Annotated in this window: 14 protein-coding genes; 9 read left to right on the forward strand and 5 right to left on the reverse strand. The window is 68.7% G+C overall.

The window, feature by feature from the left end:
- The first annotated feature begins 95 nt into the window (after positions 1-95).
- Entirely contained in the window at positions 96-1,097 is a 1,002-nt protein-coding gene (gene gap, locus RAB70_RS08690; protein WP_017911669.1) for a type I glyceraldehyde-3-phosphate dehydrogenase, read from the forward strand.
- A gap of 264 nt (positions 1,098-1,361) precedes the next feature.
- Here gap and RAB70_RS08695 read toward each other — a convergent pair whose 3' ends face one another.
- The 3 genes from RAB70_RS08695 to RAB70_RS08705 form a co-directional block, all read right to left on the reverse strand.
- Entirely contained in the window at positions 1,362-2,528 is a 1,167-nt protein-coding gene (locus RAB70_RS08695; protein WP_148829773.1) for a hypothetical protein, read from the reverse strand.
- Positions 2,529-3,055: 527 nt separating this feature from the next.
- Positions 3,056-3,511 carry a hypothetical protein gene (locus RAB70_RS08700; RefSeq protein ID WP_223875622.1) on the reverse strand — a complete coding sequence of 152 codons (456 nt, stop codon included), beginning with the start codon at positions 3,509-3,511 and terminating at the stop codon, positions 3,056-3,058.
- A 289-nt stretch (positions 3,512-3,800) separates the two neighbouring features.
- Complete coding sequence (locus tag RAB70_RS08705; protein WP_043091478.1) at positions 3,801-4,877, reverse strand: methyl-accepting chemotaxis protein; 1,077 nt, start codon at positions 4,875-4,877, stop codon at positions 3,801-3,803.
- 258 nt (positions 4,878-5,135) lie between these two features.
- On the opposite strand from RAB70_RS08705, the gene RAB70_RS08710 reads away from it, so the two are divergent.
- The 7 genes from RAB70_RS08710 (at position 5,136) to RAB70_RS08740 (ending at position 15,615) form a co-directional block, all read left to right on the forward strand.
- Positions 5,136-7,871 carry a DUF2339 domain-containing protein gene (locus RAB70_RS08710; protein ID WP_148829775.1) on the forward strand — a complete coding sequence of 912 codons (2,736 nt, stop codon included), beginning with the start codon at positions 5,136-5,138 and terminating at the stop codon, positions 7,869-7,871.
- The gene (locus RAB70_RS08715; protein WP_148829776.1) at positions 7,868-9,232 is read left to right on the forward strand and encodes a DUF3999 domain-containing protein; all 1,365 of its coding nucleotides are present in this window, start codon (positions 7,868-7,870) and stop codon (positions 9,230-9,232) included. Before RAB70_RS08710 ends, RAB70_RS08715 begins: the two co-directional genes overlap by 4 nt.
- A gap of 218 nt (positions 9,233-9,450) precedes the next feature.
- A complete protein-coding gene (locus tag RAB70_RS08720; protein WP_026144036.1) occupies positions 9,451-10,626 on the forward strand; it encodes a phosphoglycerate kinase in 1,176 nt (391 codons plus the stop codon).
- Positions 10,623-11,273, forward strand: coding sequence for an HAD-IA family hydrolase (locus tag RAB70_RS08725; protein WP_148829777.1), 651 nt, complete (start codon positions 10,623-10,625; stop codon positions 11,271-11,273). The genes RAB70_RS08720 and RAB70_RS08725 overlap by 4 nt, the downstream gene beginning before the upstream one ends.
- A gap of 237 nt (positions 11,274-11,510) precedes the next feature.
- Positions 11,511-12,977 (forward strand): pyruvate kinase, encoded by a 1,467-nt coding sequence (pyk, locus tag RAB70_RS08730; RefSeq protein WP_010341498.1) that lies wholly within the window; start codon positions 11,511-11,513, stop codon positions 12,975-12,977.
- A gap of 105 nt (positions 12,978-13,082) precedes the next feature.
- Positions 13,083-14,492, forward strand: a complete 1,410-nt coding sequence (locus RAB70_RS08735; protein ID WP_148829778.1) for an HD-GYP domain-containing protein — start codon at positions 13,083-13,085, stop codon at positions 14,490-14,492.
- 118 nt (positions 14,493-14,610) lie between these two features.
- Positions 14,611-15,615: a class I fructose-bisphosphate aldolase gene (locus tag RAB70_RS08740; RefSeq protein WP_010341500.1), complete on the forward strand. Its 1,005-nt coding sequence runs from the start codon at positions 14,611-14,613 to the stop codon at positions 15,613-15,615.
- 148 nt (positions 15,616-15,763) lie between these two features.
- Here RAB70_RS08740 and RAB70_RS08745 read toward each other — a convergent pair whose 3' ends face one another.
- Positions 15,764-16,447 (reverse strand): response regulator transcription factor, encoded by a 684-nt coding sequence (locus RAB70_RS08745; protein WP_148829779.1) that lies wholly within the window; start codon positions 16,445-16,447, stop codon positions 15,764-15,766.
- A 94-nt stretch (positions 16,448-16,541) separates the two neighbouring features.
- On the opposite strand from RAB70_RS08745, the gene RAB70_RS08750 reads away from it, so the two are divergent.
- Complete coding sequence (locus RAB70_RS08750) at positions 16,542-18,581, forward strand: sensor histidine kinase (RefSeq protein ID WP_225851706.1); 2,040 nt, start codon at positions 16,542-16,544, stop codon at positions 18,579-18,581.
- Between the two features lie 190 nt (positions 18,582-18,771).
- On the opposite strand, the gene RAB70_RS08755 is transcribed toward RAB70_RS08750, so the two are convergent.
- Positions 18,772-24,699, reverse strand: coding sequence for an MBG domain-containing protein (locus RAB70_RS08755; protein WP_148830397.1), 5,928 nt, complete (start codon positions 24,697-24,699; stop codon positions 18,772-18,774).
- Between the last annotated feature and the right edge of the window lie 3 nt (positions 24,700-24,702).

Consider the following 24,702-nt stretch of genomic DNA (forward strand, 5'->3'; position numbering starts at 1 on the left):
TCAAACCGGCGTGTCCGGCGTGGCGCGGCCGGCCTGCTAGAATGGGATTTCCCCTTCCATCCGCCGCGCCAGGCGCGGCCGCAGGAGCTACTGAAATGGCAATCAAGGTCGGCATCAACGGTTTCGGTCGCATCGGGCGCAACGTGCTGCGCTCGGCGGTGCAGAATTTCGGCAGCGACATCGAGATCGTCGCCATCAACGACCTGCTCGAGCCGGATTATCTGGCTTACATGCTGCAGTACGACTCCGTGCACGGCCGCTTCCAGGCGGAGGTGTCGGTCGACGGCAATCATCTGCTGGTCAACGGCAAGAAGATCCGCCTGACTCAGGAACGCGATCCGGCGGCGCTGAAGTGGGGCGAGGTCGGCGTGGACGTGGTGATCGAGTCCACCGGCCTGTTCCTGACCAAGGAAACCGCGCAGAAGCATCTGGACGCCGGCGCCAAGAAGGTGATCCTGTCGGCGCCGTCGAAGGACGACACGCCGATGTTCGTGTATGGCGTCAACGACAGCACCTACGCGGGCCAGGCCATCGTCTCCAACGCCAGCTGCACCACCAACTGCCTGGCGCCGCTGGCCAAGGTGATCAACGACAAGTGGGGCATCAAGCGCGGCCTGATGACCACCGTGCACGCGGCCACCGCCACCCAGAAGACCGTGGACGGGCCGAGCAACAAGGATTGGCGCGGCGGCCGCGGCATCCTGGAGAACATCATTCCGTCCAGCACCGGTGCGGCCAAGGCGGTCGGCGTGGTGATCCCGGAGTTGAACAAGAAGCTCACCGGCATGAGCTTCCGCGTGCCGACCTCGGACGTGTCGGTGGTCGACCTGACCGTGGAACTGGAGAAGCCGGCCACCTACGCCGAGATCTGCGCTGAGGTGAAGGCGCAGAGCGAAGGCGCGCTGAAGGGCATCCTCGGCTACACCGAGGACAAGGTGGTGGCCACCGATTTCCGCGGCGACGCGCGCACCTCCATCTTCGACGCCGATGCCGGCATCGCCCTGGACGGCACCTTCGTCAAGCTGGTGTCCTGGTACGACAACGAGTGGGGCTACTCCAACAAGTGCCTGGAGATGGTCAAGGTGGTGGCGAAGTAAGCCGCCTGGCGTCGTCCACAAAGAAAGCGCCTTGCGGCGCTTTTTTTGTGGGCGATGACGTGCCCGGATGGAATGGCGCAGGTCCCGTGCCTGCATGCCCCAAAGGACATGACACGCTCCAGGTGTCGCACGCCGGCTTGCCGGACAGATCGTGCAGGTGCTTCCTGCCTAGGTCGATGTTCGTGCGGTCGCGGCGACACTGTTCAGGCTGGGGATCCGGATGAACTCAGGACCTGCCTGGCCTGAAGCCAATTCGATGCACTGCTATTGCCGGCATTGCTTCGCGAAAAGCTTCGGATAGTTCATTCTAGGGTCGATGCTTTTCAGGGGAATGGGCGTGGTGTTTTCGATTTCCTTTCCATCGAGGCCGATAAGCCTTGCGTGACATTCCTTGTCGATCACCACAAGGCAGGTCTTGCCGAAGATGGATTTGTCTTTGACGAGCGTTGCGGATAGGTTGAAAAAAAGCCACGGACACTCGAATTCCGTCACGATCCTGCTGCCGTCCTCGTTGAGGATCGTCAGGCACGGCGGCTGATGATCGCGTACGGGCAGCGCGAGGCACAGGATTTTCTTGTCGATGTACTTCGGGTGTCTGGTCGAGGACTTGCCGAAATACGAGGGTTTCTGTCCTGCAATGTAATAAAAGTCCCCGTAGTTATTGCCTTTCCTGTCGATCAGTACATCGCATGCCTCATAGCGGTTGAAATACCAGTGCGAAGATATAAAAATGGGTTTATCCAGAATTCTGTGAGTGATTCCCATGCCTCGTTGTGAGAGATCGAAACAGGTGTCTCCGCCGCCATGTCCCCAGGCCGTTTCAAAATCTACCAGCGGTTCTCCCTTGGCGGTATATAGCTGGAATACTTTGCGTGTGTAGTGATCGATGGGGTTTTCGTCGTCGCGAATCCAGATCGAAAAAAAGTGCTCCGCGCCGCGCACGCGATGAACAGAAAATGGTTCTTCCCGGTAAGGGCCTTCCCATAGTTCCCTGAGTTCGTTTCTAAGCGTGTCGTAGAGGTGGATGCTGACGCGGGACAAGGGATTGTCCTTGTCCTTGGCCACTTGCAGCAACAGTCGTTGCGGCGTTATGGGGACTGCATACAGGATGAGCTCGTCTTCAAGTAAGCGGACAAGGTTGCCGTTCCGAAAGGAGAAAATCGAGTTGGTAATGAATTTCCCTGAAAAATGGATTTCTATCCAGTAATCGATCTGACGATTGAAATCCGTTTCCCACTTGTCCCAGCTGTAGGGGAAGTGGCTTCCATTTAAGTCGGCGAACGTCTCTTCGGGCGATTGGTAGACGATGTCTCCATTGCTTTCGATCAGGTATGTCTTGTTCTCTTCGCCGGCTGCGTAATACAGGCCAAGCTTTTCCAGCCAGAAGAAATAGAGGTCCGGGTACTTGTCCTGTAGCGTAAGGCAATCCATATCTGCTCGTTTTTTGAGTTGCAAATGGAGGGATGTTGGACGGTCATTGGCTGCGCATCGGCCTTGCGTGGCCAGTTTTCCGCCGTTTTCGTTGCGTCTTTATTGCTTTCCTCGACTTTCGCATGCAAGCCGGGGTGGTCGCTTGCCGCATCCACGATGATTGCATTGGTCCCAACGCGAGATCCACTCTTCATGGCCGGAGTGGTTCTGCGAGAGCCGATGGAGTCCTTGCGCCGTGTTTCAGGCCCACCAGCGCATGTCGTCACTGTGCTCGTGGGGTCGACACTGACCAGGGCCGGTTCGCTGAGGTGCGTGCGGCGACCTTGTCCAGGTGCTGGAGTGGTCTCGGCCATGCGACTGGCGGGATGGGGCTGTTCCCGTGCAGCGCTCGGCCCGTTCTGGCGCTGTCGCGTACACAGGTCGAGGCCACAACGCAAAAGGAGCGCTCACGCGCTCCTTTTGCGTTGTGGCGAGCCGCTGGCCCTGCCGCGGCGCGTCGGGTGCCGCAGGCTGGCTCGGCCTCGCGATTACAGCGCGTCGCGCGATTGGTTGCTTTCGGTCTGCTGGTAATCGGTGACCACGCCCTTGGCGTCGAATTCCACTTCCAGGTTATACGACTTGACGTTGCGTGCACCGACGCCGTGGTCCTGTGCCTCGTTGATCGCCTGGCCGGTGTAGAAACCCGGCAGCATGCGCTTGAGCACCGTCGTCGCGGTACCACGCACTTTTTCGCCGTGCGACTCGCCCGGGCTGTAGGTCCAGGACTTTTCGTAACCGCCTTCCTTTCCGGACGTCCTGTAGACGTGCCTTGGCTCGCCATAGATGGCGCGTACCTCTTCCTTGGTGGTCTTGCCGATGACGATGTTCTTCTTGACCGCATCGGCGGTGTAGAGATCCGGATTGTCGACCTTTTCGGCCAGGGCGGGAGCGGCGAAAGATCCGGCCAGCAGGGCCGAGATCAGCAGGGTGCGAAAGGGTTTCATGGTCATGTCCGTTTACCTGGGGAGTGGCGTCTGCAATCCAGAGTGCACCGGTCGCGTCGAGGCGATGCGTCGGGGCGGCATCAACGCGGCGCGACGAGCTTAGGCATGGCGAAATGACGCCGTCAATACAGCACGCACGGGCGTTCAGGCAGAGACGACGCCTTGCCGATGAGGTCGTCGCAGTCGTCGGCACACGGTCTGCGGGTGCAGCACAGGCGGCTGCGCCGACACCGCGCGCGGCAGCCTGTGATCCGCTGCCGCTTTTGCGGTGGGCGCCAGTGCGTGCGGCCTACAGCGCCTGCAGGATCAGCGAGTGCCAGCCGGTGCGGTAGGTTTCGTAGCCGGGAGAGGCGGCGTGCGCGATGCAGTGCGGCCGGCCGTCGAGATCGATCAGCACGGCGCCGCGCGGCTGCTTGAACAAGGCGTCGCGGCCGTCGAAGTCGATCCGGTCCTGCAGCATGCGCCCGGCCGAGTCGGCCAGCACCCGGCCCTGCGCATCGACGATGCAGGCGCGGCTGCGGCCCCATTCGGATTCGGACAGCGGCGTGCGCTGCACGATCGTCTGCGCCAGCGCGTCCCAGCGGAACACGATGCCCAGCACGCCCAGCACGCGGCCATCGACGCGACCGCCGTCGCGCACCGTGCATGCGTACACCAGCACGCGCTCGCCGTCGGCCAGCGCACTGGCATGCACGTCCTGAAAGCCGAATTCCTCGCCGCTGCGCGTGCGCATCGCGTGTTCGAACCATGGCTGCGCGGAGACGTCGCTGCCGACCGAGCCGAACTGCCGCGGCCGGCCGTTGGCGCGGATGCGGCCATCGCTTCCGGCCAGGATCAGGTCGAAGTAGACCGTGTACGAATCCAGGATCTGGCCCATGCGCCGCGAGGCGTAGGCCAGCGCCTCGGCATCGCTGTCGGCACGCGCCGCGGCGACCACCGCCGCGTCGGTGGCCCACCAGCGCACGTCGCAACTGCGCTCGTAGAGGTTGCGGTCGATCAGGTCGATGTTGCTCAGGGCCAGCTCGCTGAGCCGCGTGCGACGCACGTCGTCCTGCAGGCGGCCCAGTGTCTGCCGCATCTCCGCGCTGGTGCGCGCGGCGACCTTGTCCAGGTCCTGGGTGGCCTCGGCCACGCGTCGCGACAGCCCGTCCATTTCCTGCGCGATCACGCTGAAGCCGCGTCCGGCGGCGCCGATCCGCGCCGACTCGATGCGCGCGTTCATGGAGATCATGTGGGTGGTGCGGTTGATCGCGTCGATCCCCTGCAGCGAGCGGCGCAACTGGCCGAGCAACTGGTCGGACAAGCCGACGACGGCGCGAATATGGTCATCGATCCCCGCGTCGGCGGGGTGGGCGGGTAGGTTCATTCATGCTGCCGGTGGGGTGGGAGAAAACAGCAGACGGACGACGCGATAAGGGGTGTAGCGGCCGCCGGTGCACTGGGCTTGAGGGTGGTGTGAAAACCGTTTGTCGGAACGCCGGGCCTTGCGCTGACTGGGCTGCGGCCCCGTCCGTGGGCCGATGTCGGCGCCGAACTCGTCTACCATCTGCGCCAGGTCCGGCGCCGCCGGGCTCCCGGTGCGCGCCACGGGCGCCGCGCCACCGCCTTTGGAGATGTGAGACGAATGGACAAGTTGGTCGTGCTGGTGGTGTTTGCGGCGCTGGTGGTGCTGGCGTTGCCACTGCTGTCGATCGTGGCGTTGGTCGGGCAGTCGCGCCTGCGCCAGCGGCTCGCCGCACTGGAGGCGCAGGTGGCGCGGATGGCCGCCGCCACGCCTGCCGCCGCAACGGATCGCGCCGATTCCGCGGCCGCTGTCGCAGAGGGCCAGGCCGCCGTCGCCGAGTCCGAGGTCGAGGCGGAGGACATGCCGTTCGCTGCAGGCCTCGACCTTCCGCGTCCAGACCCGTTCGCCGAGCGCGCAGCGGCGCCGCCGCCCTTGCCGGTGCCTCCCAGGGGCGAGGATTTCGCGACGCTGGCCGCCGCGGTCGAACGCGCCGAGCAGCAGCAAGCCCAGGCGCGCACCGCCGCGGCGGCCCAGCCCGCCGCGCCGCGTGGGCCGGATCCGATCGAACGGCTGTTGGGCGGGATCAAACGCTGGTTCACCGAGGGCAATGTCCCGGTCAAGATCGGCATGCTGGTGCTGCTGGCCGGCGTCGCCGCACTGCTGAAGTACGCCGGCGACCAGGGCTGGCTGCGCATGCCGATCCAGCTGCGCTACGCCGGCATCGCCGCCGCGTCGCTGGCCGGCCTGGCCTTCGGCTGGCGCCAGCGCACGCGCAAGCGCAGCTTCGCGCTGGCGCTGCAGGGCGGGGCGATCGGCGTGTTGCTGCTGACCGTGTTTGCCGCGTTCAAGCTGTCCGGGCTGATCCCCGCCGGCGCGGCGCTGGCGCTGAGCATCGCCCTGGTCGCGGGCATGTGCGTGCTGGCGGTGGCGCAGGAATCGCGCACCCTGGCGGTGCTGGGCACGCTGGCCGGCTTCCTCGCGCCGCTGTGGCTGTCCACCGGCAGCGGCAACCACGTCGCGTTGTTCTCCTACTACGCGCTGCTCAACGCGGCGGTGTTCGCGATCGCCTGGTACCGGCCGTGGCGGGTGCTGAACCTGCTCGGGTTCGGCTTCACCTTCGGCATCGGCACGCTGTGGGGCGTGTTGCAGTACCGGCCCGAGAAGTTCGCCAGCACCGAGCCGTTCCTGCTGCTGTTCTTCGCCTTCTACCTGCTGATCCCGATCCTGTACGCGCGGCGCCAGGCAGCGCGCAGCACGCTGATCGACGGCAGCCTGGTGTTCGGCACGCCGCTGATCGCGTTTTCGCTGCAGGCGGGGCTGCTGCGCGGCGACGGCCTGCCGTTGGCGCTGTGTGCGCTGGGACTGGCGGCGATCTATGCCCTGCTGGCGGCGGCGCTGATCCGGCGCGCGAGCTTCGCGGTGCTGGGGCAGGCGTATGCGGTGCTGGCGGTGGGGTTCGCCACCTTGGCGGTGCCGCTGGCGCTGTCCGCGCGCGCGACCGCCAGCGTGTTCGCGCTGGAGGGGGCGGCGTTGGCGTGGCTGGGCCTGCGCCAACGGCGCTGGCTGCCGCAGTTCAGCGGCGCCGGCCTGCAACTGGCGGCGTCGTTCGGTTTCCTGGTGGGCGTGGAGGACATCGCCCAGGACACCCAGGCGGTGGCCAACGCCACCTTCATGAGCGGGCTGCTGCTGGCGCTGGCCGGCTTCGCCAGCGCCTGGTGCTACCGCCGTGGGCGGGCCGCCGTGCCGGCGCTGGGCTACTACGTGTGGGGGCTGTTCTGGTGGTGCGGGATCGGCGTCACCGAGATCGTGCGATTCGTCGACGCCGACGCGCGTGCCGACGTGCTGCTCGCCTGGGTCGCGGTCAGCGGCTGGCTCGCCGCCGAGGCGCAGCGGCGCTGGCCTGCACTGGCGCTGGCCGCGACCACGCTGGGTGGCCTGGCCCTGGCCTTGCCGCTGGCGGTCTGGCAGGCCGATGTGCACGGGCAGCCGTTCGCCGGGCATGGCGCCTGGGCCTGGGCGCTGTTCGCGGTGCTCGGCGTGCGCAGCCTGCTGTGCCTGCGCGACAGCGGTGGCGGCGTCGCGCGTGCGGCGCAGTTCGTATGGTGGCTGGTGTGGCCCAGCGTGGTCGGGCTGCTGTGCACCTGGATCGCGCTGCACAGCGAGCTCGCCGCCGGCTGGCGCTGGATGCTGTTGCTGGCGCCCTGGTTGCTGGCGACGGCGCTGTCGCTGTGGCGCTGGAATTGGCTGGCGGCTCCGCTGGGTGCGGCATTCGCGCCGTGCCGCGGCGCGCTGCAGAGCACCTACTTCGGCCTGCTGGCGGTGGCCTGGCTGTACAGCCTGGGCCTGCCCGGCAGCAGCGCGCCGCTGCCCTGGGTGCCGGTGCTCAATCCGCTGGAACTGACCCAACTGGCGCTGCTGGTCCTGGGCGTGCGCTGGACCCGCACCGCGGAGCTGCCGGCGCTGCTGCGGCCCTGGCGCACCCAGCTGTTGGCCGGTGCCGGCTTCCTGTGGATCACCAGCGTCACCCTGCATGCGGTGCATTACTGGGCGGCGGTGCCGTGGCCCGGCGTGCTCGGCAATGGCGTGGCGCAGACCAGTCTGACCGTGGTCTGGAGCGTGCTGGGCGTGCTTGGCTGGGTGCTGGGCTCGCGGCGCGGCCAGCGCGGCCTGTGGCTGGCCGGCGCGGTACTGATGGCGGTGGTGCTGGGCAAGCTGCTGCTGGTGGACCGCGGCAACCTCGGCAACGTCGCCGGCATCGCCTCGTTCATCGCGTACGGGTTGTTGTGTACGGTGGTCGGCTATCTGGCGCCGGCGCCGCCGCGCGCTGCCGAACCGGTCGAGGAGGCCATCCCATGATCCGACGTGCGCTGTTTCCGTTGTTGCTGGCTGGGTTGCCGCTGTGCGCGTTCGCCGCCAGCCAGCGCGACGACTACGCCCAGCAGTGGCCGCTGACCCTGCAGGACGCCGATGCCGGCGCCTATCGCGTGCAGCTCGACGATGCGGTCTACCGCAGTGCGCAGCGCGCCTCGCTGGGCGACGTGGAGGTGTTCAACGCGGCCGGCGACCCGCTGCCGGCGGCCCTGTTCGCCGCCGAACAGGCCGAGACGGCGCCGCGCCGGCAGCCGTTGCCGTGGTTTCCGCTGCCGGCGGCGCCCGACGGGCGGACCCCGGATCTGGAGCTGATCGCCGAGCGCGACAGCGACGGCAGTGTGCGCCGCATCCAGACCCGCGTGGCCGGCGCTGGCTCCGACGCGGGCGCTGCCGGCTGGCTGGTCGATGCCAGCGCGTTGCATGCGCCGCTGCGCGCACTGTCGCTGCAATGGGCCGCCGCTGCGCAGCCACAGCAAGCGCGCTACCGCGTCGAGGGCAGCGACGATCTGCGCGACTGGGAGGTGCTGGTGGCCGATGCGACCCTGGTCGACCTCAGCAACCAGGGGCACCGGCTGCAGCAACTGCGCATCCCCATCGGCCGCGAAGTGCACTATCTGCGCCTGCTGCCGCTGGCCGGTGCCGGCGCGCCGCCGCTGACCGGGGTGGAGGCCGAACTGGCACCGACGCCGGTCGTCGCCGACTGGCATTGGCAACAACTGGACGCGGCGAGCACCGATCCCGCGCAGCACGGCTATGCCTTCGTGTCGCCGGGGCGCTACCCGGTGACGCGCGTCGACATCGCCTTGCCCGGCAACAACGCCATCGAATGGCGCGTGCAGAGCCGCGACAGCGCCGAGGCGCCGTGGCAGGACCGCGCCGGTCCATGGCTGGCCTACCAGGTGGGCGGCGGCAGCCGCTCGCCGCCGCAGGCGCTGACTGCGCCGGTGCGGGACCGCTACTGGCGGTTGCTGGCGGCGCAGGACCCGGGCCGCCAGCGGCCGGCGCTGCGCCTGGGCTACCAGCCGGAGACGCTGGTGTTCCTGGCGCAGGGCGCGCCGCCTTATGCGCTGGCCGCCGGCAGTGCGCGCACCCAGCGTGCGCAGGCGCCGCTGGCCGCCGCGTTGCAGGCCTTGCACACCCAGCGTGGGCCGCAATGGGCGCCGGCCACTGCCAGCCTCGGCGCGGCGCAGCCACTGGCCGGTGCCGCGGCGCTGCAGGCGCCACCGCCGCCGCGCGACTGGAAGACCTGGCTGCTGTGGGCGCTGCTGGTCGGTGGTGCGCTGCTGGTGGTCGGTTTCGCGCTCAGCCTGCTGCGCAAACCCGGCGCCGGCGAGGGCACGGGCTGATCGATGCCGCGGCGACGGCGCGCACGCCGCGCCGCGCGCGCGGGGCAGCGCACCGTCCCCCGCCGATTTGCCGCTGTGCGGCCGACGCCGGACAATGGCGGTTTGGCCGCTGCGCGGCGATCGGCCGAACGGCGTGCCCCCGACGTTCCGATGCCGACGCCGATACTGCACCGATGGCGCGGTTTTCCCTTTGCAACCCCACGAAAGCGAGCAATCACATGTCCATCCTGCGAATGACCGATCTCGACCTGTCCGGCAAGCGCGTGCTGATCCGGCAAGATCTGAATGTGCCGATCGACAATGGCCTGATCACCTCCGAGCAGCGCATCCTGGCCTCGGTGCCGACGCTCAAGCACGCGCTGGAACAGGGCGCGGCGGTGATGGTGACCTCGCATCTGGGCCGGCCCAAGGAAGGCGTGTGGACCCAGGAGGATTCGCTGGAGCCGGTGGCCATCCGCCTGGCTGCGCTGCTCGGCGTCGACGTGCCGCTGATCCGCGACTGGGTCGATGGCGTGGACGTGCAGCCCGGGCACATCGTGCTGCTGGAGAACTGCCGCATGAACGTCGGCGAGGGCAAGGACGACGAGGCCCTGGCGAAAAAGTATGCAGCGCTGTGCGACGTGTTCGTGATGGACGCGTTCGGTACCGCGCACCGTGCGCAGGCGTCCACCCATGGCGTGATCAAGTTCGCCCCGGTCGCCGCCGGCGGCCCGCTGCTGATGGCGGAGCTGGATGCGCTGGCCAAGGCGCTGGAGCAACCGGCCAAGCCGCTGCTGGCGATCGTCGCCGGCAGCAAGGTCTCGACCAAGCTGGAGCTGCTGTCCAACCTGGTGGACAAGGTCGATCAGCTGATCGTCGGCGGCGGCATCGCCAACACCTTCATCGCCGCGGCCGGGCATGCGGTCGGCAAGTCGCTGTGCGAGCCGGACCTGCTCGACACCGCGCGCAAGATCGTGGCCGATGCCAATGCGCGCGGCGCGGCGATCCCGCTGCCCAGCGACGTGGTGGTGGCCAAGCAGTTCATGCCCGACGCCGAGGCCACGGTGAAGGCGGTCACCGATGTCGCCGACGACGACCTGATCCTGGACATCGGCCCGCAGACCGCTGCGCACTACGCCGAGCTGATCGCCAAGGCCGGTACCGTGGTCTGGAACGGCCCGGTCGGCGTGTTCGAGTTCGACGCCTTCGGCAAGGGCACCGAGACCCTGGCGCGGGCGATCGCCGCCTCGTCGGCGTTCTCCATCGCCGGCGGCGGCGACACCCTGGCCGCGGTCGACAAGTACGGCATCGCCGAGCAGGTCAGCTACATCTCCACCGGCGGCGGCGCGTTCCTGGAGTTCCTGGAAGGCAAGACCCTGCCTGCGGTGGCCGCGCTGCAGGCGCGCGGCGCGTGAGCGCCGCCGACGTCCTGTTCTTCGACCTGGACGGCACCCTGGTCGATTCGGAGGCCGGCATCGTCGGCAGCCTGCGCCATGCCTTCGCCGAACTGGGCCAACCGCTGCCGACCCCGGCGCAGTTGCGCGCCTGGATCGGCCCGCCGCTGCGCGACAGCTTCCAGCAGCACTTCGGCGGCGATGCGGCGTTGGTGGAGCAGGCCTTGACGCTGTACCGCAGCCGCTACGACAGCCATGGTTGGCGCGAGCACACGGTGTTCCCGGACATCGGCGCGGCGGTGGAGGCGGTGGCCATGGCAGGCCATCGTCTGGCGGTGGTGACCTCGAAGAACGAACGCTTCGCGCGGCGCATCGTCGAGCAGTTGCCGTTCGGCACTCGCTTCGAGGAGATCGTCGGTGCCAGCGACGACGGCGCGCGGCGGGCCAAGCCGGACCTGATCGCCGAGGCGCTGCGCCGGCTCTCTGTCGTGCCGGCGCAGTGCCGCATGATCGGCGACCGGCGCATGGACATCGACGGCGCGCGCCATCACGGCATGCGCAGCATCGGCGTGCTGTGGGGCTTCGGCGATGCCGAGGAACTGCGCCAGGCCGGCGCCGATGTGCTGGCGCAGTCGCCGGCGCAGTTGCCGGCGCTCGTCGCGGCCTGAATGGGCACGTGCGCCGGTGCGTCCGGCGCACAGGGCGCTGGCTGCGCATGCTGCGTCGCCTGGCGTGAGCCTGCCCACGCGGTGTCCGCGGGCCGGCGGCTGTTGGCGCGGCATGACCGCATACTGTCCCGCATTGTCCGCTCGCTATGCCGGACCGCGCGTGCGTCTATGCCGAAATGCCATGCTGTGTGATGGGCGCGTGTGCTAGCTTTGAGCGCTTTTTCCAAGGATGCCATCATGATCGAACGCCAGCGCCGCACCAAGATTCTCGCCACCCTCGGTCCGGCCACCGACCCGCCCGGCGTACTCGAGGATCTGTTCCGCGCCGGCGTCAACGTGGTGCGGTTGAACTTCAGCCACGGCGATCCGTCGGGCCAGGCCAAGCGCGCCGCCGAAGTGCGCGCCGCCGCGGCCCGCGTCGGCGCCGAGATCGGCATCCTCGCCGACCTGCCCGGTCCGAAGATCCGCATCGAGCGCTTTGCCCAGGGCAAGGTCTCGCTCAAGCTCGGCGACCGCTTCGACCTCATCGCCGACCCCAATGCCGCGCCGGGCGACGCCAGCCAGGTCGGCGTCAGCTACCTGGGCCTGCCGCAGGACGTGGCGCCGGGCGACGTGCTGCTGCTGGACGATGGCCTGATGCAGCTGAAGGTGGTCGAGGTGCAGGGCGAGCGCATCGTCACCAGCGTGCTCAACGACGGCGTGTTGTCCGATCGCAAGGGGCTCAACAAGCAGGGCGGCGGCCTGTCGCTGGGCGCGCTGACCGAGCGCGATAAGGAACTGATCGGCATCGTCGCCAAGATCGGCGTGGACTTCATCGCGGTGTCGTTCTGCCGCAACGCCGAGGACATGAACGAGGCGCGGCGCATCGCCCGCGCGCACGGCTGCGACGCGGCGCTGGTGTCCAAGATCGAGCGCACCGAGGCGATCGAGAACCTGAGCGAGATCGTCGAGGCCTCGGACGTGGTGATGGTCGCGCGTGGCGACCTGGGCGTGGAAATCGGCGACGCCGAGCTGCCGGGCCTGCAGAAGAAGATCATCAAGGAATCGCTGGCGCAGAACAAAGTGGTGATCACCGCCACGCAGATGCTGCAGTCGATGGTGGAAAGCCCGATCCCGACCCGCGCCGAAGTGCTGGACGTGGCCAACTCGGTGATCGACGGCACCGACGCGGTGATGCTGTCGGCCGAGAGCGCCGCCGGCGCCTATCCGATCCGCGCGGTCGAGGCGATGGCGCGCATCTGCCTGGGCGCCGAGCGCCAGTTCGAGACCGAAACCGACTTCGGCATGGCCCCGCGCAACCTCGAGCGCGCCGACCAGGCCATCGCCATGGCGACGATGTTCCTGTCCCAGCACGTGGGCGTGCGCGCGATCGTGGCGATGACCGAATCCGGCGGCACCCCGCGCTACCTGTCGCGCTTCCGCGCCAAGGCGCCGATCTTCGCGGTGACCCGCCACGACGGCGCGCGCCGGCACATGGCGATGATGCGCGACGTGTTCCCGATCAACTTCGACAGTCGCGGCCTGACCCCGCGCGAGGCCGCGCGCGGCGCGATCCGCGTGCTGGTCGAAGCCGGCCTGCTGGCGCCGGGCGACCGCGTGGTGTTCACCAGCGGCGAGCACATGGAAACCCACGGCGCGACCAACACCCTGCGCCTGCTCGAGGTCGGCCCGGACGGCCGTGCCAGCGGCCTGGGCGAACTCTGAAGGACGCGGCGCGGCGGCTCCGGCCGCCGCGCCGTCGGCAATACCTGTTCGATCGCGCATGGAACGGCGCGGCGCCCTCCCGTTCCCTGATCGTGCGACACCCCCATGACGTCCCCAAGCGCGCACGCCGAACTCGGGCTGGACCTGCCCGAGCGCCCCGGCACGCATTGCCTTGAACACCTGATCCAGGCCTCGGCCACGCGCGAGCTGGTGGTCACCGAGGATATCCGCGACCGCCGCGGCATCCTGCTCGTCGCCAAGGGCCAGCGCATCAACGCCGGCCTGCGCGAGCGCCTGATCGCGCGGCGCCTGCTGCGTCCGCTGGAATCCTCGCTGGCGTTCTGCGAGGAACTGCGCCCGAGCGAAGTGCAGCTGGCCGCGCAGCGCGAACTGGACGAACACCCGCACCTGCGGCAGTTGCTGGGCGAGCAGGCGCAGCCGGTGATGGCCATGCTGGCCCGCGCCCGCACGCTGGGCGCGCCGGGCACCTTGCTGACCACCCTCGGCCAGACCCGGCCGGCCGCGTTCTCGCACGCGGTGCGGGTGGCGATGCTGGTGTCCTGGCTGGCGGCGCTGCTGTCGCGCTCGGATGCGGCGATGCGCGAGGCCGCGGAAGTCGGCCTGCTGCACGATCTCGGCGAGATGTACGTGGATCCGGTGGTGCTGGAGATTCCCGAGGCGCAGCAGGACTTCGCGCAGTGGCGCATGCGCTGCGTGCACCCGGTGATCAGCGCCGCGCTGCTGGGCGAATCCGGCGTGTACTCGGCGCAGCAGGCCGCGGCCGCACGCGAGCACCACGAACGCATCGACGGCTCCGGCTATCCGGTCGGCGCGTCGGCGCTGTCGCCGTTGGGCCGGTTGATCTCCTGTGCCGAAGCGCTGGATGGGTTGTTCGAACGCGAGCAGGGCCATGCGCAGGCGCTGGCGCGGATGCGCATCGCGCTGCGCGTGGTGCCCGGACAGTTCCCGCGCGACGTCGTCGACCTGCTGACCGAGCGCCTGCGCGACTGCGCGCTGGAACAGGCGCCGGCGCACGATCCGCAGCACCTGCGCGAGGTGGTGGCGGCCTTGCTCGACGGCCTGGAGCGGGCGCGCGACGAGGCGTTGCGGCTGCAGCGCGGCGGCGACCTGCGCGAGGACGAGCGCGCGGCCTTGCAGCATCTGCTGCTGTTGATCGTGGGCTACATCATGGCCATCCACGATTCCGGCGCCGGCAAGATGGTCGAGCAACTGCCGTGGCTGATCGCTGCGCCGGAAGCGGCCGAGGAAGTCGACCGCGTCTGCTGCGAACTGCGCTGGCAGCTGCCGGGGCTGCGCCACCACGCCGCGTTGCTGGCGCACCGCCGCGCGCGCAGTGCCGACGACTGGCAGCCCTTGCTCGATGCGCTCGACATCGCCTTGCCGACAGCGCAGGGCGCGCCTGCGCCGGTGCCGGCCCTGGACGCCGCGCCGCTGCAGACCGCGCAGGCCGAAGAAGAGGCGCAGTGTGACGCAATGACGGATGCACTTGGCTGACGTGCCGGGAACATGCACGGTCTACGCCTGTAACCGCTTGCAATCCCCGCGGTAACGGAATGCATGCAGGCCGGCCCGGTATAATGGGCGTTCCCCCGCTGCAGCCATCAGGAACCGTATGAGCATCGAACAGCTTGCCGAAACCGCACAGGCAATGGTCGCCCCGGGCAAGGGCATCATCGCGATCGACGAATCCACCAGCACCATCGCCAAGCGCTTCGCCGGCGTGGGCATCGAGAATGTCGAAGAGAACCGCCGTGCCTACCGCGAGCTGCTGCTGACCACGCCCAAGCTGAGCGACCACATCTCCGGCGCGATCCTGTACGACGAGACGATCCGCCAGAAGACCAAGGACGGCGTACCGTTCGCCAAGTACATGGCCGAGCACGGCATCATCCCCGGCATCAAGGTCGACAAGGGCACGCATCCGCTGGCCGGCATGCCGGGCGAACTGATCACCGAAGGCCTCGACGGCCTGCGTGCGCGCCTGGAGGAGTACTACAAGCTCGGCGCGCGCTTCGCCAAGTGGCGTGCGGTCATCACCATCGGCGAGGACATCCCGTCGGGCGTGTGCATCGAGACCAACGCGCATGCGCTGGCCCGTTATGCCGCGCTGTGCCAGGAGCAGGGCCTGGTGCCGATGGTGGAGCCGGAAGTGCTGATGGACGGCGACCACGACATCGAGACCTGCTACGAGGTCACCGAAGCCACGCTGCGTTCGCTGTTCGGCGCGCTGTACGAGCAGAACGTGGTCCTGGAAGGCACCATCCTCAAGGCCTCGATGGTCATCGCCGGCAAGGACTGCGACGAGCAGGCCAGTGTCGAGGAAGTGGCCGAGTCCACCGTGATGTGCCTCAAGAGCACTGTGCCGGCGATCCTGCCGGGCATCGTGTTCCTGTCCGGCGGTCAGACCGACGAGCAGTCCACCGCGCACCTCAACGCGATGAACCAGCTCGGTAACCTGCCGTGGCCGCTGAGCTTCTCCTACGGCCGCGCCATGCAGCAGGCCGCGCTGAAGCTGTGGGCGCAGGACATGAAGGGCAATTTCGCCAAGGCACAGCAGGTGGTGTACGAGCGCGCCAAGGAAAACGGCCTGGCCGCGCTGGGCAAGTGGCAGGGCTGATCGGCCCCGACATCGCCTTAGAGGAGAGAAGAACGCCGGCATCGCCGGCGTTTTTCGTTTCGGGGCCATCGTGTTGCGGGAGCCGGCAGCGGAGCTTGCGCACTGGTGGCCAGGCCGCAGGGCGCTTCGGCGAGGCACGCCGACGCGCTCAGGGTGCGATCGCCGCCGGTGCGTGGAAGCGATAGCCGCTGTTGCGCAAGGTCTTCACCGGCAGCGGGCGTCCGCTGATCTCCTCCACGCGGCGCCGCAGGCGGTACATCTGCGTGTCCAGCCGCCGCCGGTCGTACTCGAGGAAGTTCACCCCCAGCCCCTCGGCGATCTCGCGGTGGCCCACGCTCTCGCCGGCATGGCGCATCAGGCAGGCCAGCACCAGCAGATCCTGGCGCGACAGCGGCACCGGCGGCGCGTTGGGAACGTTCAGGCGTGCGGCAGCCAGTTCCAGGACCCAGCGCGCCGCCGGTGGCGGCAGGGCCAGGCGCCGGCCCAGCGACGCCAGGGTGGCGGCGAGTTCGTCCAGATCGACGCCCTTGCCCAGGTAGTGGTCCACGCCGAGTTCCAGTCCCGCGATGCGGTCGCTGGCGGTGTTGCGTGCACTGAACACCACGATGCCCAGCCGATGGCCGGCACGCCGCAGTTCACTGACCAGTTCCAGGCCGCTGCCGTCGGGAAGACCGACGTCGATCACGGCCATGGTGTGGCGCGCCGGATCGAATCGTTGCCGGAAGCCGGCGATGCTGTCCACGCAGACGGCGATATAGCCCAGATCCTGCAGGAACTCGCCGAGTTCTTCGCACAGCACCGGCTCGTCCTCGAGCAGGATCACCTCGGACATGGAGTCGCGTCCTCGCGCAGTGCGGTTTGCTGTAACGTCATCGGCTGGCAAGGGTGCGGTATGGCGAATGATGGCGCAATGGTGGCGCTGGCTGGTGGGCGCATGGCTTGTGGTGGGCGTGGCCGTGGCCGCCGACGCGGCGCCATCCCCGGTCGCGGCGCTGCCGTTGACCAGCGCGCACCAGGATGCGAGCGGGTATCTGCAGCGCCTGGACGATCCGCACGGCCGACTGGACGTGGTGCAGGCCGCCGCCGCGACCGGCTGGACCCGGCTGCCCGACGGCCTCAACGCGGGATTCGCCGACGGTGCCGTGTGGCTGCGCCTGCCTGTTCATGTCCAGAGTGTACCGCCCGGCGGCTGGATGATGCGATTGAGCAATGCCTTGCTCGACGACGTGCAGGCCTACGTGCGGCCCGAGGGCGGCGCCTGGCGCGCGCTGGGGGACAGCGGCGAACGCGTGCCGCGGCGCGATTGGCCGGTGGACTACCGCAGCCCGGTCTTCCAGTTCGCGCCAACGCATGCGGGCGATTACGAGGTGCTGCTGCGGTTGCGCAGCAAGAACGCGTTGGTCACCCGTCTGGACGTCTGGCAACGGCTGCCGTTCGATAACCACTCGCGGCGCGAGGGGCTGCAGTTCGGCCTGTATTTCGGCTTCTACCTGTTGCTGCTGTGCCTGCACGTGTTGTTCTGGCTCGCCACGCGCGCGCGCATGAGTGGCCTGTTCGTGGCCTATCTCGGCGGCTGCGTGTTCAACGAAGCGATGTCCATCGGCCTGGTGCAGCAGGTCACCGGCATGCCGATGGCGTGGAGCGACACGCTGTTGGGCATCAGCATCGCCTGCAGTCTGCCGGTGGGATTCCAGGTCGCCAGCCGGCAACTGAACCTGCGCGCCTTTCATCCGCGGCTGGTGCGTTGGGGCACACGTCTGCTGTGGGCGGTCGCGTTGGGGTGCGCCGTGTTCGTGCTCGCCGGCCACTACGCCTGGGGCATGCAGCCGGTGCAGTCGCTGGGTCTGCTGGAAATCCTGCTGCTGGCGGGGCTGGGCCTGCACCTGCTGTGGCGCCGCTATCGGCCGGCGCTGTTCTTCGTGCTCGCGTTCTTTCCGTTCTATCTGGGGGTGATGTTGGGCTTCCTGCGCAACCTCGGATTCGTCCCGGTCAATGCGTGGACCCAGTACGCCACCACGTTCGGCACCATGCTGCACATGACGCTGCTGAGCGTGTTCCTCATCGGTCGTTACGAGCGGCAGCGCCGATTGCGCGAACGGCGGCATGCCGAGGCCGCGGTGGCACTCGCGCGCAGACACGGTCTGGCGCTGGAGCGTGACGTGGCCTTGCGCACCGCAGAGCTGCGCAACGAAATCGGCAGGCGGCAGGCGCTGGAGAACGACCTGCGCGGCTTGCTGCAGACCGAGCGCAAGGTCATGCAGGAGCAACGCGATTTCGTGGCGATGGTGTCGCACGAGTTCCGCACGCCGCTGGCCGTCATCATGACTTCGGCGCAACAGCTGGCGCGCAAGCTGGATGCGCCGCCGGAACGCAATCGCGTGCGCTGCGGCAACATCCGCGACGCGGCGCAACGGCTGCTGGCGCTGGTGGACGAGTATCTCGCCGACGACCGCATGGGCGAGGCGGCTTCGGAACTGCGGCTGCAGCCGTGCGCCCTGCGCGTCCTGCTCGACGACCTGTGCGGTGACTTCCCGCCGCAGCGCGTGGTCTGCGAGGTTCTCACCGACGACGACGGTCTGCTCACCGATACCGGACTGCTGCGGGTGGCCGTGCGCAACCTGCTCGCCAATGCCGACCGCCATTGCCCGGCGGGCATGGCCATCCGCGTGCGCGTCCGCGGCAGTGCCGGAGGGCTGCGGCTGGAGGTCGCCAATCCGGGCGAACGCATCGCGCCTGCCGAACGCGAGCGGCTGTTCCAGAAGTACTACCGCGGCGAAAGCGCGCGGCATGCGCCGGGCGCGGGGCTCGGTCTGTACCTGGTGCGGCGCATCGCCGAGCGTCTTGGGGGATGGGTCGGCCTGGCCAGGCAGGCACCCGACGAGTCGGTCTGCTTCGTATTGCTGCTGCCGCGCCGCCCGGATGCACAGCTCGCAGTGTCGCGCGTGCCGCCGGCGACGGATGCCTGATCGCAGGCGGCCGTGCGTATCCCGACGCCCGCTCTGCGCCAACAGCAAAAACAATCGGGCGCGGCGGCGACCGATCGCCGCGCGTTCGTGCAGAGAGCCCGGTGCCGATTCGTGTGCCGGCGAGGGCCGTGACGAAAGCGGTGCCATGACCCGACGACACCGCCGCGCGGTGTCGTCAGGTCATTCCCGGCTACTGCCGGATGATGCAGCTGTCCGCGGAGGCGTTGGACGCGCCCGGGCTGCAGGCGACCGCCGGGGCGCGGATGCCGCCGTCGACGATCAGGATCGAGTCGGTGGCGGCCGTCACGGTGCCGCTGCTGCCGCCATGTGCCGCGGCCGCCAGTTGCCTGGCCGTCTCCTCGGCCTTTTGCGGACTGGTCTCTGTCGTGCTGCCGGCATCGCTGGTCACCGTGGCGGCGGCGACCGAGGTGTTGATCGCCTGCACGGTGGTGGTCGGCAACTGGACAGCGCCGCCGCCATCGCCGTTGCCGGCGACCACGTTCAACAGGCCATCGACGTAGCTGATGGTGTAGTTGGACAGCCCTGCGCCGGTGGCGCCGGAGGCGGTGATGGCGTAGTTGCCGACCGCGGCGCCGCTGCCGGCACCGGCACTGTTCAGTGCGACGCCGGAGACGGTGTCGCGGTTGAGCAGGCCGGAGACACGGTAGCCGGTGAGGGTGGCGGTGCTGCCGACGGTCTTGCTGGCATCGCTGGCGACGATGCGCAAGGTGGCCGGATCGACGCGGAGGCTGCCGTCGACGTAGCTGACGACGTAGTTGGACAGCCCGGCGCCGGTCGCGCCGGAGGCGGTGATGGCGTAGTTGCCGACCGCGGCGCCGGCACCGGCGCCGGCGCTGCCCAGGGCGACGCCGGAAACGGTGTCGCCGTTGAGCAGGCCTGAAACGCTGTAGCCACTGAGGTTGATGATGCCGCCGTAGGTCTTGCTGGCGTCGTTGGCGACGATGCGCAGGGTTGCCGGATCGACGCGCAGGCTGCCGTCGACGTAGCTGACGACGTAGTTGGACAGCCCGGCGCCGGTCGCGCCGGAGGCGGTGATGGCGTAGTTGCCGACCGCGGCGCCGGCACCGGCACCGGCGCTGCCCAGGGCGACGCCGGAGACGGTGTCGCCGTTGAGCAGGCCCGAAACGCTGTAGCCGCTGAGGGTGACGGTGCCGCCGTAGGTCTTGTTGGCGTCGTTGGCGACGATGCGCAGCGTCGCCGGATCGACGCGCAGGCTGCCGTCGACGTAGTTGACGACGTAGTTGGACAGCCCTGCGCCGGTCGCGCCGGAGGCGGTGACGGCATAGTTGCCCACTGCGGCGCCGCTACCGGCGCCCGCGCTGCCCAGCGCGACCCCGGAGACGCTGTCGCTGCCGATCAGACCGGAAACGCGGTAGCCGCTGAGGTTGAGGGTGCTGCCGTAGGTCTTGGAGCCCGAGGTCGCCGTCACTGTCAGCGTCGCCGGGGTGATGGCGATGCCGCCGGAGACCACGTAGCCGATGTCGTAGCCCTGCTGCGAGGACGCCAGGCCACCGATCTGCAGCATGCCGTTGCCGGTGGTATAGCTGCCGACGCCATTGCCTGCGGTCGCGTAGCGCAGCGACGATCCGAACAGCAAGCTGGGGTTGAAGGCGCCGCCGGCCGTGTAGGACGAGATCGTGCCGCTGACACCGTTGCCGTCGTAGGTCTTGTCGAGCCCGGAGAGGCTGGTGCCGATTGTCAACGGGGTCAGGAAGCTGCGCAGCAGCGGCGTGCCCATGTGTTCGTACAGGCGCCAGGTCTGGCCGGTGCCGCCGCGGTTGTCGATCGCCCAGCCGGCATCGGTAAACGTGGACAGCGTGTTCAACGCGCTCCAGGACCTGCCGCCGCTGATCGCATCGATGCTGCCGGTGTTGCTGCCCGCCAAGCGCAGGCCGGCGTTGATCGGATTACCGCCGATGTCGGTGGCGAAGAAGCTGGCGTTGATCGTGCCACTGTTGGTGCCGACCAGGCCGCCGACGGCGTTGCTGCCGCCTATGTCGCCGATGGCGTAGCTGGCGTTGATGATGCCGCCATCGTTATAGCCGACCAGACCGCCGAGATACTGGGTGCCGATCACGCCACGGCCGCCGGCATAGGCCGCGTTGATGGTGCCGGTCAGGTTGTAACCGACCAGGCCGCCCGCATACTCGGTGGCGGCGATGAAACCAGTGGCATAGACACGGGCCAGACTGCCTCGAGAGTTGTACCCGACCAGCCCGCCGATGTACCACGTGCCGGAAACATCGCCGACGGCGTAAGCGTCGCTGAGGCTTGTGCTGAAGAGGTTACCGACCAGTCCGCCGACATAGCTGACTCCCGATGCGCCACCGGTCGCGTGCGCGTTCGTGATGGTCCCCCTGTTCGCCACTCCGATCAGCCCGCCGACGTAGTTCGAGCCGGAGACGCTCCCGCTGGCCTGCACATTGGTGAGGGTAGCGGTGGACGCCTGGCCTAGCAGACCGCCCGCATGCGTGGTGGTCGCGGTGACGTTGCCGCTGGCCGAGGCGTTCTGGATCTGGCTCTGATTGGCGTTGCCGATCAGCCCGCCGACATGGTCGCCGCTGGCAGTGCTGGTGCTGGTCGCGCTGCCGCTGGCCTGCACGTTGCTGTAGTTGCCCTGGTAGTCGTTGCCGACCAGGCCGCCGACACTGCTGCCGCCGGAGACCGTGCTCGACGAGGACGACGCGTTGATCGTGCCGCTGGCGTTGCTGCCGATCAGTCCGCCGACGTAGTTGCCGCTGTAGGGGCCGCCGCTGCCGACCACGTTGCCGCTGGTCTGCGCGCCGGTGATCGTCCCGGCATTGTTGTAGCCGGTGATGCCGCCGATGAAGTTGCCGGTGCCGCTCATGGTGCCGGTGACGCGGATGCCGCTGAGCGTGCCGGCATTGAAGCCGGCGACGCCGCCCACGTAGGCGGTGCCGGTGACGGTGGTGCCGGTCAGGGCGAGGTTGAGGATCCGGCTGGCAGCGCCGGTGTTGCCGAACAGGCCGACGTAGGACGTGCCGCCGCGGGCGATGGTCAGCCCGGAAATGGTGTGGTTTGTGCCATCGAGGCTGCCGGTGAAGGCGTTGTTGCTGTCGCCGACCGGACTGAAGCCGGCGCTGCTCCACATGCCGCTGGCGTTGCTGCCGGCGGTCTGGCTGGCATCGATGTCGGCCGACAGGCTGTAGTTGGCCGCCATGTTGTACGCCATCAACTGCAACTGGTGTGCGTTGCCGATGGTGGTGCTGTACTCGCTGGCCAGGAACGGGCGCGTCTGCCCCTCGATCATGATCCAGGCCGGACTGCCGACGCCATCGCTGGCGACGTAGACGTTGCTGGTGCCGGCGAGCAACGCCCAGGTGCCGAGATTGCCGTAGGTGCTGTGGCTGTAACGGTTGTTGCTGCCGAAGCTGGTCAGATTGGTGGCGCTGCCGCCGCCTCCGCTGCTGATGGCATTGGCCTGGCCGGTGCTGTCGACGTCCCACGACGCATTGCTGACGCTGCCCGAATTGGCGCCGATCAGTCCGCCCACGTTGTTGTTGTTGGTGCTGATGACGGCACCCGTGGCGTAGCTGTTGCTGACGCTGCTGGAGCTGACGCTGGCACCGCCCGCATTATTGACGCCCACGAGCCCGCCCACCGAGGCCGTTGCGGTGACGCTGCCGGTGGCGTAGGTGTTGGTGATGGTGCTCTGGTAGTTCATGCCGACCAGCCCGCCGACCATGGAACTGCTGCCGGTCACGCTGCCGGTGGCGTAGCTGTTCTTGATCGAGCCGGCGTTCTGGTTGGTTCCGACGAGGCCGCCGACGGAACTGGTGCCGCTCACGGTGCTGGTGGAATACGTGTTGGTCAGGCTGCCGCCGTCGTTGTAGCCGACCAGGCCGCCGGTGTTGCTGGAGCTGCCGGTCACGCTGCCGGTGCTGTGGGAATTGCGGATCGTGGCGCCGACGTTGTTGCCCGCTACGCCGCCGACGGTGTTTTGCCCGTTGACGCTGCCGTTGAACACGCCATTGTCGATCAAACCCAGGTTGTAGCCGGCCAATCCGCCGATGCCGCCCGAGGTGCCGCTCACCACGCCGTCGACGGTGACGTTCTTGATCGCGCCCTGGCCGTAGCCGACCAGGCCGCCGACGTAATAGCCGCCGGAGATGGAGACGTTGCCCAGGTGCACATCGCGGATGAGGCTGTTGCTGCTGGTGGTGCCGAACAGGCCGACGTAGCCGCTGGCGCCGGAGATGGTCAGGTTGTTGATGCTGTGGCCCAGGCCGGCCAGCTTGCTCTGGAAGGAGGACACCAGGGCGCTGCTGCGGGTGACGCCGGCCAGGTCGATGTCCTGGGCCAACGCATAGGCGCCCGGGCTGTTGAAATAGGTGGCCGCGTCGGCCAGCGAGTGGATCAGCGTGTACGCCTGCCCGTTGATCGCCAGGCTGGCGTGCGCGCCGCCGAGCGAGACGGGGGTGTTGACGTAGTAGTCGCCCGTGCCGCCGACGGTGCCGTTGTCGGTGTAGCCGCCGTAGTTGAGCACCAGGCCGGCCGTGTTGCCGGTGGCGGTGACGGCGGCATTGAGATAGATGCTGTGGTAGGCGTCCAGGGTCAGCGTGGAGTTGCCGCTCCAGCCGATCGCCGCATTGACGTTGATGTCGCCGCTGCCGTTGCTCACGGTGCCCGGGCCGCTGGCGTTGGTGCTGGAGGTGAGCAGGGTGACGTTGGTGCCGCCGTTCAACGCGCCGCTGATGGTGCTGGCGGCCGCGCTGTCCACGGTCAGGTCTTCCGGATCGACCAGCCAGGTGCCGGCGCTGCCGTGGCCGGCGCCCTTGGCGCCGACGGCGATGCCGGAGAAGTCGACGGTGTGGCCGCTGGTTTCGAGCAGGCCGCCGTTGCCGCTGCCGGCCGCATCGGCGCGCAACGCGCCGTGCACCGCGGTGTGGCCATCGGACCAGACCACGATGGAGCCGCCGTTGCCCTGGCCGGTCGCGCTGGCATCGAGCAGCGCGCCGTCGGCGACCGTGGCCGCACTGGCGTGTTGCAACTGTTCGCCGCCCTGGTAGCCGCCGCCGATGCGCACGCTGCCGCCGGCCGCGGTGCCGCTGGCGTCGATGCGGCCAGCGACGTTCACCGCGCCATCGGACAGCACCTGCACGCTGCCGCCGCGGGTGCCGGAGACATCGATGCGGCCGCTGCTGGCCACGTCGCCGCCGCTGCCGACCAGGCGCACGCTGCCGCCGGAGGTGTCGATGCCGGTGGCTTCGAGCGCGCCGGTGTTGTTGACCAGCAACTGCGACAGCCCGGTGCTGCCGGCCTGCAGCAGGATCTGCCCGCCATTGGCGCGCAGCGTGCCGCTGTTCTCCACCGCCGCCGCCGCGCCGTCCACCGACTGGCTGGCCGCCGCGACCATCTGCATGCCGATCGCGCCGGCCGCGTCCATGGTCACCTTGACCTGATCGGCGGAGAGCAGGCGGATGGCGCCGCCGTCGGCGCTGATGCTGCCGCGGTTGGCGACATGGTTGCCGACGAGATTGACCGAGCCGCCGTTGCCGGCGCGGATGCTGCCCTGGTTGACCACGCTGGCGGCGCCATGGTCGCCCCGCGCGAGCAGGTAGCCGCTGTCGTCGTCGCCGGCCAGGCCCAGCGAACTGGCGACCAGGCCGCCGACGTTCACCTGCGCGTGGTTGCCGAACAGGATGCCGGCGGAGTTGATCAGGAACACATTGCCGTTGGCGCGCAGGCTGCCGTCGATCACGCTGGCGCCGCGGCTGGCATCGATCAGGTTGAGCGCCACCGCCGAGCTGGACGGCTGCACGAACACCACGCTGGCGTCCTTGCCGACGTTGAAGCTGTTCCAGTTCAGCACCGCCTTGGCCGCGTTCTGGTCGATCTGCAGCGTGCCGCCGTTCTGCGACACGGTGGCGCCGGTGGCGCTGGACAGCGACGGCACGCCGCTGGCGTGAGCCGGCGCGGCCAGCGCACAGGCCAGGGCGAAGGGCAGCAGCGGCGCGGCCAGACGCGCCGCGCCGGTGCCGGTGCCGGTGGCGCCGGCGTGGCCGGTGGCGACTTCGGAGGCGACCTGGAGCACGCCGAGGTGGCGGTTGAAGACGAGGCGGTAGATGCGGTTCATGGA

The sequence above is a fragment of the Xanthomonas sontii genome, from assembly GCF_040529055.1.
Classification (GTDB): Bacteria; Pseudomonadota; Gammaproteobacteria; order Xanthomonadales; family Xanthomonadaceae; genus Xanthomonas_A; species Xanthomonas_A sontii.

Excerpts from the sequence above, each read along its gene's own strand:
- gap (WP_017911669.1), top strand. The coding sequence starts at position 96 with ATGGCAATCAAGGTCGGCATCAACGGTTTCGGTCGCATCGGGCGCAAC.
- RAB70_RS08695 (WP_148829773.1), bottom strand. The coding sequence starts at position 2,528 with ATGGATTGCCTTACGCTACAGGACAAGTACCCGGACCTCTATTTCTTC.
- RAB70_RS08700 (WP_223875622.1), bottom strand. The coding sequence starts at position 3,511 with ATGAAACCCTTTCGCACCCTGCTGATCTCGGCCCTGCTGGCCGGATCT.
- RAB70_RS08705 (WP_043091478.1), bottom strand. The coding sequence starts at position 4,877 with ATGAACCTACCCGCCCACCCCGCCGACGCGGGGATCGATGACCATATT.
- RAB70_RS08710 (WP_148829775.1), top strand. The coding sequence starts at position 5,136 with ATGGACAAGTTGGTCGTGCTGGTGGTGTTTGCGGCGCTGGTGGTGCTG.
- RAB70_RS08715 (WP_148829776.1), top strand. The coding sequence starts at position 7,868 with ATGATCCGACGTGCGCTGTTTCCGTTGTTGCTGGCTGGGTTGCCGCTG.
- RAB70_RS08720 (WP_026144036.1), top strand. The coding sequence starts at position 9,451 with ATGTCCATCCTGCGAATGACCGATCTCGACCTGTCCGGCAAGCGCGTG.
- pyk (WP_010341498.1), top strand. The coding sequence starts at position 11,511 with ATGATCGAACGCCAGCGCCGCACCAAGATTCTCGCCACCCTCGGTCCG.
- RAB70_RS08735 (WP_148829778.1), top strand. The coding sequence starts at position 13,083 with ATGACGTCCCCAAGCGCGCACGCCGAACTCGGGCTGGACCTGCCCGAG.
- RAB70_RS08740 (WP_010341500.1), top strand. The coding sequence starts at position 14,611 with ATGAGCATCGAACAGCTTGCCGAAACCGCACAGGCAATGGTCGCCCCG.
- RAB70_RS08745 (WP_148829779.1), bottom strand. The coding sequence starts at position 16,447 with ATGTCCGAGGTGATCCTGCTCGAGGACGAGCCGGTGCTGTGCGAAGAA.
- RAB70_RS08755 (WP_148830397.1), bottom strand. The coding sequence starts at position 24,699 with ATGAACCGCATCTACCGCCTCGTCTTCAACCGCCACCTCGGCGTGCTC.